Annotated in this window: 10 protein-coding genes; 4 read left to right on the top strand and 6 right to left on the bottom strand. The window is 74.2% G+C overall.

Annotated elements, in window-relative coordinates; all coding sequences use genetic code 11:
- Window positions 1-38 precede the first annotated feature (38 nt).
- Both ABEB00_RS34970 and ABEB00_RS34965 read left to right on the top strand, forming a co-directional pair.
- The gene (locus tag ABEB00_RS34970; protein WP_345624762.1) at window positions 39-2,060 is read left to right on the top strand and encodes an alpha/beta fold hydrolase; all 2,022 of its coding nucleotides are present in this window, start codon (window positions 39-41) and stop codon (window positions 2,058-2,060) included.
- Entirely contained in the window at window positions 2,057-2,803 is a 747-nt protein-coding gene (locus ABEB00_RS34965) for a class I SAM-dependent methyltransferase (protein WP_345624761.1), read from the top strand. Before ABEB00_RS34970 ends, ABEB00_RS34965 begins: the two co-directional genes overlap by 4 nt.
- An 81-nt stretch (window positions 2,804-2,884) precedes the next feature.
- Here the strand turns inward: ABEB00_RS34965 and ABEB00_RS34960 are convergent, their stop codons facing one another.
- Window positions 2,885-3,598, bottom strand: a complete 714-nt coding sequence (locus ABEB00_RS34960) for a PIG-L deacetylase family protein (RefSeq protein ID WP_345624760.1) — start codon at window positions 3,596-3,598, stop codon at window positions 2,885-2,887.
- Window positions 3,599-3,867: 269 nt separating this feature from the next.
- On the opposite strand from ABEB00_RS34960, the gene ABEB00_RS34955 reads away from it, so the two are divergent.
- On the top strand, window positions 3,868-4,275 hold the full coding sequence (locus tag ABEB00_RS34955) for a DUF3224 domain-containing protein (protein WP_345624759.1): 408 nt from the start codon (window positions 3,868-3,870) through the stop codon (window positions 4,273-4,275).
- A 114-nt stretch (window positions 4,276-4,389) separates the two neighbouring features.
- On the top strand, window positions 4,390-4,755 hold the full coding sequence (locus tag ABEB00_RS34950) for a VOC family protein (RefSeq protein WP_345624758.1): 366 nt from the start codon (window positions 4,390-4,392) through the stop codon (window positions 4,753-4,755).
- 90 nt (window positions 4,756-4,845) lie between these two features.
- Here the strand turns inward: ABEB00_RS34950 and ABEB00_RS34945 are convergent, their stop codons facing one another.
- From ABEB00_RS34945 to ABEB00_RS34925, 5 genes are all read right to left on the bottom strand, one after another.
- The gene (locus tag ABEB00_RS34945) at window positions 4,846-5,778 is read right to left on the bottom strand and encodes a DUF6039 family protein (RefSeq protein ID WP_345624757.1); all 933 of its coding nucleotides are present in this window, start codon (window positions 5,776-5,778) and stop codon (window positions 4,846-4,848) included.
- Between the two features lie 19 nt (window positions 5,779-5,797).
- Entirely contained in the window at window positions 5,798-8,164 is a 2,367-nt protein-coding gene (gene fabD / locus ABEB00_RS34940; RefSeq protein WP_345624756.1) for an ACP S-malonyltransferase, read from the bottom strand.
- Window positions 8,161-9,060 (bottom strand): DUF6039 family protein, encoded by a 900-nt coding sequence (locus tag ABEB00_RS34935; protein ID WP_345624755.1) that lies wholly within the window; start codon window positions 9,058-9,060, stop codon window positions 8,161-8,163. Before ABEB00_RS34935 ends, fabD begins: the two co-directional genes overlap by 4 nt.
- Before the next feature lie 142 nt (window positions 9,061-9,202).
- Window positions 9,203-10,762: an MDR family MFS transporter gene (locus ABEB00_RS34930; protein WP_345624754.1), complete on the bottom strand. Its 1,560-nt coding sequence runs from the start codon at window positions 10,760-10,762 to the stop codon at window positions 9,203-9,205.
- Between the two features lie 48 nt (window positions 10,763-10,810).
- The coding region (locus ABEB00_RS34925; RefSeq protein ID WP_345624753.1) for a beta-ketoacyl [acyl carrier protein] synthase domain-containing protein at window positions 10,811-12,347 on the bottom strand (1,537 nt) is incomplete at its 5' end.

Raw genomic sequence — 12,347 nt, 5'->3', positions numbered from 1 at the left:
CGTTCGGTGATGCCCGCCGGCCCAGGAGGACGGTACGCATGCCGCAGCGGGTGCTGATCGCGGGTACGTCACCGCTCCTCGCGGGCCGGCTGGCCGCCCGCTGCCTGTCGGCGGCCGCCGGCACCGAGGTGGTGCTGCTGTCCGCCGCGGTGTCCCGGCCGGGGGCGCCGGCGCCGGACCGGCGGGAGCTGGCCGGGTGGGTGGCGCGGTGCGGCGGGGGCGACGCGGGGCCCGCCGGGGAACCGTACGTTCCCGGCGCGGGGCGGCTGACGGTGGTGTGCGCCGAACCGGAGGGGGCGGCCGCCGAGCTGACGGCGTGGACGGCGGACCAGGTGTGGGGGGTGGTGCCGGGCTGGGACCGGTCCCCGGCCCGGGCGGCACGCGCGGACGCGGTGCTGACCGGCGCGCTGCTGGCCGCGCTGCCCGCCCTCGGGGCCCGCCGGTACGTGCACGTGGGCCCGGACACGGCACCGGAGGAGGGCCGGACGCACCGGGTCCGCCGCGACCTGGAACGGCTCGCCGTGCAGGCGTGCCTGGACGCCGGGGTGTCCTGGCGGGTGCTGCGCACGGCGCCGGTGGTGGACGGCCGGGCGGCGGACCTGGGCGAGTGTCCGCCGGGTCCGCACCGGCTGCTGTGGGCGCTGCGTTCGGTGCGGGCCGAGGTCGAGGACCGGGTGCCGGACTGGTTCGAACGGCATCCGCTGCGGGTGACCGGGGTGGCCGGACTCGGCCTGTCCCTGCTGACCGGGGAGCGGGCCGCCGGGGAACTCTGGCGGGCCGGCGCGCCCGCCGGCCTGCCCGACGGCTTCGCGACGGTGTCCCGGCCCGCCCCGGTCCCGCTGGCCGGCGTGCTCGCCCGGGCCGGCGCGGTGCACGGCATCGACGTACGTCCGGTCCCGGACCGCGAGGACTTCGGCGCGGCCGACCGTCTCCTGGACCTGCGGCTGGACGACGTACGCCGGCAGGCGGTGCGGCTGCGGGACGCGGCGCCGGGGTCCGGGGACGGGCGGGCGCCGGACCAGGCGGGGTCCGGTACGGCGCCGGCGGGCGCCCCGTCCCTCTCGGCCGCCGGTCAATGGGCGCTGTTCGGCTCGGTCCGGGCGGGCCGGACGCCGCCGTGTCCGGCACGGGGCGACGCGGGTCTGCGGCGGCGCGTCGTGGAGGTGGCCGGGCGGCCGCTCGTGCTGTTCGAGGGCGGGGCCGGCGAGGGGCCGCCGCTCCTGGTGCTGAACGCGCTCGGGCAGGGTCCGGGCTTCCTGTCGCGGCTGTGCGCGCACCTGGCCCCGCACCACCGCGTCGTCACCTGGCAGGTGCGCGGCACCGAGCGGGACGACCCGGCCTGGGACACCCGGCGGCAACTCGACGACCTGGACGCGGTGCTGGCGGCCGTCGGCGGCGGCCGCGCCCATCTGCTCGGCTGGTGCACCGGCGCCAAGATCGCCACGGCCTTCCAGCGGCACCGGCCCGAAGCCGTGGCCTCGCTGGTCTTCCTGAACGCCACCTTCCGGCAGAACGGCCGCTGGGACGGCATGGACACCAAGTACGAGTCCGACCTCGCGGCGGTGTGCCGCGCGCTGGACCGCAGACCCGACAAGGCCGCCAGGATGCTGGACCTGCTGGCCCCGGGCGCGGCGGGTGGCAGGGGCAGCCCCGGGACCCGGGACGCCGGGGTGCTCGGGGTGCTCAGCGGGGCGCTCACCGACGAGGTGCGGCGGCCCTTCCGGGACGCCGAGGTGCTGGTGCGCTACGCCCGTCAGCTCGTCGACCTGTGGCGGCTGGACTCGGCGGCCCAGGCGGCGCGGGTCACCGTACCGGTGCTGTTCGTCGGCTCGGAGTTCGACGGCATCTCCTCCCCCGAGCGGGCCCGCGAGGCCGCCCGCCGCTTCCCGCACGCGCGGTACGCGGAGCTGGCCGTCGCCGGTCACTACGCGCCGCACGACCGGCCCGCCCTGGTGGCGGAGCTGGTCAGCGAGTTCGTCCGCGCGCCGCGGGAGGTCGCCGACCTCGTGCGGTACGCGGAGATCACCTGGCACATCGACACGGAGGGAACTGCGCGGTGACCGAAGCCAAGGCCTTCGACCGGGTCGCGGACGACTACGACCGGATGCGGGGCGGAATGGAGCGCGGCAGGCAGGCCGCGGCACAGTTGGCCGGGGACCTGGCCCCGGGCCCGGTGCTGGAGGTGGGCGTCGGCACGGGCATCGTGGCGGCGGGACTGGCCGAGCTGGGCCACGAGGTGCACGGCGTCGACGTGTCGCCGCCGATGCTGGCGCGGGCCGCCGAACGGCTCCCGGGGCGGGTCACCGCCGGGGACGCGCGGGCCCTGCCGTTCGCCGACGGCACCTTCGGCAACCTGGTGTTCACGCACGTCCTGCACCTGGTCGGCGACATGCCCCGGGCGCTGCGGGAGGCGGCCCGGGTGCTGCGACCCGGGGGGCGGCTGCTCGCGGTGCACGGCGACCCGGCGGCCGACCCGGACGAGCTGGTCGCCGTGCTGGACCGGCTGGCCGTGCTGCAACCGCCCCGCCCCGACACTCCCGAGCGCCTGGACACGGCGGCGCGCGAGGCGGGGCTGAGGAAGCTGCGGCACGAGTTCGCCCCGGACTACGAGCGGGCCACGACCCCCCGTCAGCTCCTGGAGAGCCTGGAACGCCGGCTGCCGCCCTATCTCTGGGACGTGGACGACGAGACCTGGGCCCGGGTCGTCGAGCCCGCGCTGGCCGCCCTGCGCGCCCTGCCCGGCCCGGACCGGCCCCGGCCGCAGCGGTGGCGCGTGCACCGCAGCGTCTACGTCAGGAGCTGAGCCGCCGGCGGTCGCCCGCGCGGGCCGGGGGCGACGGCGGGCGGCGGGCCGCCCGGCGGTCGCCGCCGGCCCGGTCACCGATCAGCGCGGTATCAGTTCGAACGCGATCGCCGGACGGCCGCCGAACCGGGCCCCCGTCGCCTGGGCCAGGCCCAGCAGCGGGGCGCGGACGTCGGTGACGGGCGGCCGCATGGCCGCCAGATAGCTCGCGTGGGCTTCCAGGGAGGCCACCGCCCGGTCGACGTGGTCGGTGATGTCCACGGCGTGGGTCGGCCGGGGCGAGTTGGAGACCGCCACGTACCGCACGCCCTGCCAGGGGCCCGGGCCGTCCTCGGGGAAGACCCAGCGGTTGGCCGCGTCGCCGACCGCGTCGAGCAGGGCGCGGCCGGTGTTGCGGTGGTCCGGCGAGTTCCAGCGTCCCGTCGAGGTGTGGTCGTGGTGGCAGAAGCCGAGGACCAGTTCGGGACGGTGGCGGCGGATCGCGGTGGCGAACTCGCGGCGCAGTTCGGCGGAGTACTCGATGCGGCCGTCGGGATGGTCGAGGAACTCCACCGCGGCCGCTCCCACGAGGGCCGCGCCGGCCCGCTGCTCCGCCTCGCGGACCTCGGCGGCCTTCTCGGGTGCCATCGAGTCGATGCCGGCCTCGCCCCGGCTGGCCACCAGGTAGGTGACCGACTTCCCGGCCGCGGTCCAGCTCGCCACGGCGCCCGCGGCGCCGAATTCCATGTCGTCGGGGTGCGCCACCACGGCGAGGGCGCGGGTCCAGTCGTCGGGCATTTCCTGGAAATCGCTCATGCCCCGAAGATAACAGCGCCCATTTCGGTCCCGATACCCCGCGCATGCCTTTTCTCCGGGCACATGCCTTTTTCTCCGGCCGGTCCTGCGGTATCGGTCGCGGGCCTCGTGACGGTTATCCGGACCTTTGAGAAAAGTACCTCTTGACGCGGTCGGTGAACGCTCAAAAGTGAGCAGAGCCGGCGGTGCCGAGGCGCGAGGATCCGACCGATTCCCGTCGGCGGCGCCGGCCACCGGTTCGCCGAGGTCCGCGAGCGAGAGGACAACGCATGCAGACGCAGTCGACCAGCACCATGACCTGGGATCCCTGGCAGCCGGCCCCCTACGAGCAGACGGAGGGCGCTCCGCTGCTGCTGCACGGCCAGGTGGCCAACCACTACCGGGGCCACATCGAGGGCGAGGGTGTCCAGCAGGTCCTCATCGCCCTCTCCCCCGACGGGGCGAGCGTCTTCACGGCGCTGGAGCGGGTGACGGGCCGGATCGCCGGCCGCGAGGGCAGCTTCGTCCTCCAGCTCACCGGCACCACCGGGGGCGGCACGGCCAAGGCCACCCTGGAGGTGCTGGAGGGCTCCGGCACGGGCGGGCTGACCGGCCTGCGCGGCACCGGGACCTACTTCTGCGACAATCCGGGACCGGAGGGCCACGCGACGGTCACGCTGGATCACTCCTTCGAGTAGTCCCGGCGATCCGCGTGCGTTCGAAGGGGGCAGGGCCTAGGCTCGCGAACTCGGCGGGTGCACGCGGAGGTTGCACGCCGAGATGATCATCGTCCTGAGGAAGGGAACCTTTTCATGTCCCCCATTGGGAAGCTGGCAGCGGTCACCCTCGACGCGCCGGACCCGAAGGCACTGGCCGAGTTCTACAGCGCCCTGACCGGCTGGCAGACACTCTTCGCCAGCGAGGACTTCGCCTACATCGGCACGCCGGACGGATCCAGCCGCATCGGGTTCCAGCGGGTCGAGAGCCTGAAGCAGCCCTCCTGGCCCGGTGACGACAAGCAGATCCACCTCGACTTCAGCGTCGGTGACCTGGGGGAGGCGGTGGAGCGGCTGACCTCCCTGGGGGCGGTCCGGCCGGAGCACCAGCCGGGCGGCGAGAAGTGGGTCGTCCTGGTCGACCCGGCCGGTCACCCGTTCTGCGTGACCACCATGGCCTGACACCGGCCGCGCCGGACACGGCACGAGGAGGCCGCGGCACCCGGACGGGTGCCGCGGCCTCCTCGTGCCGGTCTCAGTCCGGTGCCGGTCTCAGTCGCCCCAGTACTGCGGCGTCAGGCAGCCGTCGTGACCGCTGCCCTCCAGCATCAGGCTGTCCCAGCGCCCGCCGCCCTGCTCCTTGGAGACCCAGTCCTGCATGTATGTGGCGCGCGGCGCGGTGGGGTCGGTGCGGGCGTCGATGCCCATCAGCTTGTACATCGTGCTCAGCGACTTCATGTGGATGAGGAAGTGCATCCGCTCCATGGTGCCGAACATCTCCTCGAAGACCAGCGCGGTGGCGTCGCCGCCGGCGTTGAGGTTGGTGTTCTCGGCGACCGTACGGGCGAACAGCCGGGCCTCGGCACGGTACTTGTAGCTGAAGTCGACCACCCGGTGCATGATCACACCGGCGGTGGCCGTGTTGAGCAGTTCGCCGGCGGGGACGGAGGTCTGGTGCCGGGCGGGCAGCACCTCGAACCAGGGCTCGTCCCGGTCGGCGGCCAGCGGGCTCATCGACGGGTCCTGGGCCATGGTCTGGGTGGCGGTGCCGAACATGCCCCAGCGGTGCGGGAACATCATGGTCTCCCGCACGGTGCCGGGCACGAACGCCGCCTGCCACTGCTCCGCCTGGTGGTGGGAGACGTGACCGCCGAGCACCCCGTCCCGGAAATCCCGGGCGCCGCCCATGTGCAGCAGCCGCTCGTAGTCCTCCAGGGACCGGAAGTGGATCAGCCAGTGCAGGCGGTCCTTGACGCCGAAGGACTCCTCGTAGACGAACACGGTCGCCAGGCCCGGATGCTTGGCGTTGACGAACTCCGCGGCCTCGCGGGCCATCCGGCGCGCGCTGTCGCCCTGTCCGGCGGCGATCTGCGCGACCCGCTCCACGACGACGCCGGCGTTCGCGGAGTGCAGGATCTGCTCCGCGGGCTGCGCGGTCTGGTGCCGGGCGGGCGGAACACTGGGCGTGCCGCTGTCCACGGTCATATGGCTCTCCTCGTGGGTGTCATGGGTGGTGCGGGACATCGCCCGGGCCGGCATAGGCGGCCAGGCGTTCGCCGAGGACCCGGGCCGCTCCGGTCATCAGCAGATCGGCGATGCGTTCGACGTGCCGCTCCGGCCAGGGCTCCAGGGCGGTGCCGCGGACACAGCGGTTGAAGGCGCCCGCCGCGGGCCCGCAGTGCACCTGGTAGTTGGCGCGCTCGGTGGGGTCGCCGTCCTGGGCGGCCCGGTTGGTGCGGGCGAAGTACGTCTTGAACAGGAGCGCCATCCGGTGCCGGGGGTCGCGCTCGGCCCGTTCGATCTCGTGGGCGCGGCCGGTGTCCAGGTAGTGGGCGCGGGTCTGGCTCCACGCCTGGTCCAGCGGGGCGCGCAGACAGTCGCGTTCCAGCCAGGTGCGGGTGGCCGGGTCGAGGCCGTCCAGGCCGGTGTGGGCGCGGTAGAGCCGGTACAGCTTGTTGGCGCGGGCCGCGAAGAGGGTGCCCTTGCGGACCACCTGGACGCGCGAGCCGAGTTCGAACAGGTCGCCGGCCGGCGCGTACGCGGTGTCCTGGACGTCCAGGGCGGCCAGCAGGTCCTTCACGGCGTCCGAGGTGCCCGCCTGCGGTGAGCACTGGTTGACGGAGCCGGTGACCACGAAGTCGGCGCCGAGCACGAAGGCGGCCGCGACCGCCTCGGGGGTGCCGAGCCCTCCGCAGGCCCCGATGCGCAGCCGGCGGGCGTAGCCGTGCCGTGCGGTCGCCTGTTCGGCCAGTGCGGCCGTCGTCGGCACGAGGGCCAGGCTGACGCCGCCGTCGGTGTGGCCGGCCGAGTCGCCCTCCACGCAGATGTCCTGCGCCACCGGCAGCCCGCGGGCCGCGTCGGCCTCGGCCTCGGTCAGCGCGCCCTCCGCCACCAGGCGCCGCAGCGGTTCCTCGGCGGGCGGTGCCATGAAGTGAGCGGCCACCTCGGGGCGCGAGCACTTGGCGACCAGGGTGCGTACGGCGACGGGGACGCCGTCGGCGGTGCGGTGGGCGCCGGTGAACCGGAAACGGACCAGGGCCGGGGTGACCGTGGTGAAGGCGGCGGCCTCGACGTGCCGGACGCCGTGCCGCAGCAGCAGGTCGGTCAGGGCGTCCTCGGCGCCGGGCCGCGCGAGGTCGTGCAGCAGGTTGACGCCGTAGCGGCCGTCGAGACCCGGGGTGCGGGCGAGTGCGGTGAGCGCCTTCTCGACGGTGCCGAGGTCCAGTCCGCCGGCGCCGAAGTAGCCGCGCAGACCCGCCCGCCCGAGCCGGGCGACCAGTTCGACGGAGGACACGCCCCGGAACATGCTGCCGGCCAGATAGGCGTAGCGGACCCCGTGGTCCTCCCGGAACTCCGCGCTGCCGAGCCGGGCGGCGGCGGGGTTGCGTACGGGCTCCGGCTCGGGGGCGGGGTGGCGTACGGGCTCCGGCTCGGGCGCGGCGGCGGGTGTGGTGGCGGGGACGGTGACGTCCTGCCGGGCTGAGGCTGCTGTCGTCACGGGTGCCGGGCGGGGCCCGGGTACGGGTTCCGGCTCGGCCAGTACCGACTCCCACATGGGTCGCAGCATGGGTCGCGGGCCGAACTCGCGGGCCTCGGTGACGCCCCGCCGGACCAGCTCCCGCAGGGTCTCGTGCCAGCGGACCGGGGACGCGATCTGCCGGGCCAGCAGGTCCGCGACCCCGTCGGCCGGGTAGGGCCGGCCGGTCACGTTGGCGATGACGGGGATGCGCGGTGGCCGGAACTCGACGGTGTCGAGGAACGCGGCGAAGCGCTCCTGGGCGGGGCGCATGTGCCGGGAGTGGAAGGCGCCGCTGGTGGCCAGCGGGACGCAGCGGGCACCCGGGGTGGCCCGTACGGCGTCGCGTACCGTCCGCACCGACTCGGCCGGTCCCGACACCACCACCTGGGTGGCGGCGTTGAGGTTGGCGAGGTCGGTGTCGGCCGCTCCGCAGCGGTCGAGCAGGGCGCGGACGGCGTCGGGCGTGAGACCGACGACGGCCAGCATCGCGCCGCCGTCCGCCTCGCCCATCAGCTCCCCGCGCCGCCGCACGATCCGCAGGCCGGTCTCGAAGTCGAAACACTCCGCGGCGAGCAGCGCGTTGTACTCACCGAGGCTGTGTCCCGCGAGGACGTCCGGTGCGGGGCCCTCCGCCAGCGCCTGCGCGCAGGCCAGCGCGTTGACGACGTAGAGCGCCGGCTGGGTCCACCGGGTGCGGTGCAGCCGGCCGTCGGGGTCGTCCAGGCAGAGCGCGCGCACGGACTCGCCGAGGATCCGGTCGGCGGCCGCCACGTACGCGGGGAAGCGCTCGAAGAGCGCCTCCCCCATTCCGGCGCGCTGCGCCCCCTGGCCGGCGAAGAGCCAGGCTTTCACGCGCCCGGGCGGAGCTGGTACGGCAGCAGCACGGTGTCCTCGATGGTGCCGGGCACGAAGGACCGGCCCCAGGTGCCGCCGCCCTTGTTGTCGGCGATGAACTGCCGCTCGCCGAGGGCCCGGAAGTCCTCGTCGGTGCGTTCGAGCACGAGCAGCTCCTGGTAGGCGTCGAAGTCCTTGAAGTGGATGAGCCAGTGCAGCCGGTCCATCACCCCGAAGGTCTCCTCGTAGAGGTAGGAGGTGGCGCGGCCGGGCAGCTTGCGGTTGACCTCGTTCTGCCAGGCGAACGCGTAGAGCCGGGCCTCCTTGCGGAACTCGTGCGAGGCCTGGCCCGAGCGGTGCAGGGTGAGCAGTGCGTTGGCCGAGTGCAGCAGTTCGGTGTCGGGCTGGCCGGTCTGCAGTCTGGCCGGGTCCACCCAGAGTTCGCCGCTGTCGTGCTCGTCCTCCTCGTGCACGAGTCCGTGCTGCGGGACGAGGATGCGTTCGCGCACCGAACCCTCGACGACGGCACGGCCCCACACACCGGCGCTGGCGTCGTCGACCACGCGGTCGCTCTCCAGCAGGTCGATCATCTTCTCGTCGTGGTCGACCATGTGCAGGCTGATGGCGTAGTCGTTCGGGGTCTTCCAGTGGATCAGCCAGTGCACCCGGTCCTGCTTGCCGAACGCCTCCTCGTAGAAGTAGAAGGAGGCGCCGTTGAGGTCGGAGCGGTTCATGTAGGCGATCACGTCGGCGAAGAGCTTACGGCCCTCGTCGCGGTGCTCGTACTTCAACTGGGCGCTACGGGCGATGGTGAAGCCCGAGTTGCCGGAGTGCAGCAGCTTGTCGGCGGGCACGGGGCTCTGGGCCGACGCGGGGCTGAGACCGGCCGCGCTCCGGGCTGTCCGCTGATCCATGGGAATGGCCGTCCTTCCAGTGCGCAGAATGCGTGGCTCGTGCCGGGCCGGGGAGGCCGGCGCGAGCCACACTAGGAGGACCGCCGTGCGCGGGCTGCGCAACTTTGAGCAGGCGGGAGGCGGTCCCGCCGGCCCGGGCCGCTCAGCCGGGCGCGGACGCCTCCTTGGCCGGCTGGTCGGCGGCCGGGTCGGTCCTGCGGGGCGTCTCCTTGAGGAACAGGGACACCACGAGGGCGACGCCGACCAGCAGTGTGCAGACCAGGAACATGTCGCCCATGGCGTGCGCGTAGCCGTCGAGGGTCTGTCCCCGCACGGGTTCGGGCAGCCGGTGCAGGGCCGTGACGCCCTGGCCGGCGGCGCGTGCCGCGTCCGGTCCGACGTCGGCCAGCCGGTCCGCCGCCCGGCTGGCGAGGACGGTGCCGAGGACCGCGACCCCGACGGCGGAGCCCATCCGCTGGAAGAAGTTGGCGGCGCTGGTGGCCGCCCCGATGTCCTCGGGCCGTACGGAGTTCTGTACGGCGGTGATGACGGGCTGCATCACCAGGCCGACGCCGGCGCCGAACAGGAAGGCGTACAGGCCGATCTGCCAGTAGGGGGTGTCCGCGGTGAGCCGGGACAGCAGCAGCATGGTGACGACCAGGAGCGCGGACCCGGAGACGGGGAACACCTTGTACCGGCCGTTCTTGCTGATCAGTTGGCCGGAGGCGATGGAGGTCAGGGTCAGCCCGAACATGGCGGGCAGCATGGCGAGGCCGGAGCGGGTGGAGGACATGCCCATCACGGCCTGGAAGTACAGCGGGAGGAAGACGATGCCGGCGAACATGGCGGCGCCGGCCAGCAGTCCGAACAGCGCCCCGACGCCGAACACCGGGTTGCGGAACAGGCCCATGGGGATGACCGGTTCGGCCGCCCGGGTCTCCACCCACACGAACAGCGCGCCCAGGACGACGGCACCGGCGGCCAGCAGCAGCGAACCCGGCGCGGCCCAGCCGTATTCGTCACCCGCCCAGTTCAGGTACAGCAGGGCGCAGACGACGGCACCGGCCACCAGCGCGGCGCCGGCGAAGTCGATGGTGTGCCGGCGCTGGGGGCTGCGGATGCGCAGGCCGACGGCGGTCGCCACCAGGGCCAGCACGCCGACCGGCACGTTGATCAGGAAGATCCAGCGCCAGCCCGGGCCGTCCGTGAAGAAGCCGCCCACCAGCGGCCCGACCACGCTCGACAGGCCGAACACGGCGCCGAACAGACCCTGGTAGCGGCCCCGGCGCTCCGGTGGCACCACGTCGGCGACCACCGCGAGCGCCAGGACGAACAGTCCGCCCGCGCCCAGGCCCTGGATGCCGCGGAAGACGATGAGCTGCCAGATGCTCTGGGCGGCGCCGCACAGCACCGAGCCCACGACGAAGACCCCGATGGCGCACTGCACCACGGTGCGACGGCCGTAGAGGTCGGACACCTTGCCCCACAGCGGGGTGACCGCCATGGAGGTGACCAGGTAGACCGTGACCACCCAGGGCAGGCGTTCCAGGCCGCCCAGTTCGCCGACGATGCTCGGCAGGGCGACGCTGACGACGGTCTGGTCGAGGGCCGACAGCAGCATGCCCGCCATCACACCGGCGATGGCCAGTGTGGCCTGACGAGGGGTGGGCAGGGCCGGTGCCGCGTCCGCGGGCCCGGGGGCCGCCTCTGCGGAGTTGTCCATGGCGGGTGCTTCCTTCCGTGGGAGGTGTGACGGGTGGCGGGCCGGGTGTCACGGCATCCGGCCCGCCGGGCTCGGTTCGGGACTGCCGGCCGTCACCTGGCGGGTGGCGAAGCGGAGGTCCAGGATGGCGGCGCGGGCGGGGGCCGGCCGGGGCTCGGTGGAAGGCCGGGGCTGTTCCAGAGGTCCCGAGGCGGGGGCGGGGGCGGCGGGGCCGTCCGGTTTCCGCTCCAGCCACAGCCGCCGTCGCCGGTAGACGGGCGCGGGCAGGGGCTCGCGCACGGCGACTCCCGCCGGTCGGGCGGCCGGGTCGAGGGCGGCGGCGATCAGGTGGGCGTTGGTGCCGCCTAGCCCGAAGGAACTGAGTCCGGCCACGCGCCGCTCGGGCGGCGCCGTCCACCGCTCGGTCCCGGCCGGGGGCCGGAACGGCGAGTGGGCGAAGTCGAAGCGCGGGTTGGGGGTCTCGCAGTACAGGGTGGGCGGCACCACCCCGTGCTCCAGGCTCAGGACGACCTTGATCAGGCCCGCCACACCGGCCGCGCTGAGCAGGTGGCCGACGTTGCCCTTCAGGCTGCCGATGGCGCACCTGCCGTACGGTTCGGTCGCGTCCGCGAACGCGTCGGTGAGCGCCTTGAGTTCCATCGGGTCGCCGATCCTGGTGGCGGTGCCGTGCGCCTCCACCAGGCCGATCTCCTCAGCCCGGCGACCGGCGGCGGCCAGCGCCTTGACGACGACGTCGGTCTGGGCGGCCGGGTTCGGTGTGGTGGTGCCCATGGTGTGGCCGTCGTTGTTGACGGCGACCGCCTCGATCACCGCGTGGACGCGGTCGCCGTCGCGCAGAGCGGCGTCCAGCGGTTTGAGCAGGACGGCGCCGCACCCCTCCCCCGGCACGATCCCGTCCGCCCGCTCGTCGAACGGGCGGCAGCGGCCGGTGGGCGACAGTACCCGCGCGGCACTGAACTCCAGATAGGGCCGCTCGTCCAGGAGGATCTCCACCCCGCCGGCCAGAGCCACCTCCGCCTCCCCCGACAGCACGCTGCGGCAGGCCAACTGCACGCTCACCAGGGACGACGAACAGGCGCTGTCCACCACCAGGTTGGGGCCCCGGAAGTCGAAGCGGTGGGCCACCTGGGCGGCCAGGAAGTTCTGGTCGGACTGGAGCACGTCGGGGCGCAGGGGCGCGCGCAGCGGGTAGGAGGAGATCCGCCCGCCGACGAAGACACCCACGTCCCGGCCGCGCAGTTCCTCGTCCCGGTAGCCGGCGTCGGCCAGACAGTCCCGGGTGGCCTCCAGGATCAGCCGGATCCCCGGGTCGAGCACGGTCGCCTCGTCGTCGGTGAGCTGGAACGGCTCGGGGTCGAAGTGGTCCAGCCCGTCGAGGAATCCGCCCCACTTTCCGGTGCTGCGGCCCAGTTCGTGGGCGGGCCGGTAGTGGACCCCGGTGTCCCAGCGGTCGGCCGGCACCTCGGTGACGGAGCAGCGGCCGTCGAGCAGGTTGCGCCAGAAGGCGGCGGCGTCGGGGGCGCCGGGGAAGCGCCCGGCGATGCCGATGACGGCGACTTTGCCGTCGGTGCGGGGGTCGGGGGTG

The sequence above is a fragment of the Streptomyces ziwulingensis genome (genome assembly GCF_039542605.1).
GTDB lineage: Bacteria > Actinomycetota > Actinomycetes > Streptomycetales > Streptomycetaceae > Streptomyces > Streptomyces ziwulingensis.
The sequence above is the reverse complement of the archived record's forward strand: the minus strand, read 5'-3'. Positions and strand labels throughout refer to the sequence as shown.

Excerpts from the sequence above, each read along its gene's own strand:
- ABEB00_RS34930 (WP_345624754.1), bottom strand. The coding sequence starts at position 10,762 with ATGGACAACTCCGCAGAGGCGGCCCCCGGGCCCGCGGACGCGGCACCG.
- ABEB00_RS34960 (WP_345624760.1), bottom strand. The coding sequence starts at position 3,598 with ATGAGCGATTTCCAGGAAATGCCCGACGACTGGACCCGCGCCCTCGCC.
- ABEB00_RS34935 (WP_345624755.1), bottom strand. The coding sequence starts at position 9,060 with ATGGATCAGCGGACAGCCCGGAGCGCGGCCGGTCTCAGCCCCGCGTCG.
- ABEB00_RS34945 (WP_345624757.1), bottom strand. The coding sequence starts at position 5,778 with ATGACCGTGGACAGCGGCACGCCCAGTGTTCCGCCCGCCCGGCACCAG.
- ABEB00_RS34970 (WP_345624762.1), top strand. The coding sequence starts at position 39 with ATGCCGCAGCGGGTGCTGATCGCGGGTACGTCACCGCTCCTCGCGGGC.
- ABEB00_RS34955 (WP_345624759.1), top strand. The coding sequence starts at position 3,868 with ATGCAGACGCAGTCGACCAGCACCATGACCTGGGATCCCTGGCAGCCG.
- ABEB00_RS34950 (WP_345624758.1), top strand. The coding sequence starts at position 4,390 with ATGTCCCCCATTGGGAAGCTGGCAGCGGTCACCCTCGACGCGCCGGAC.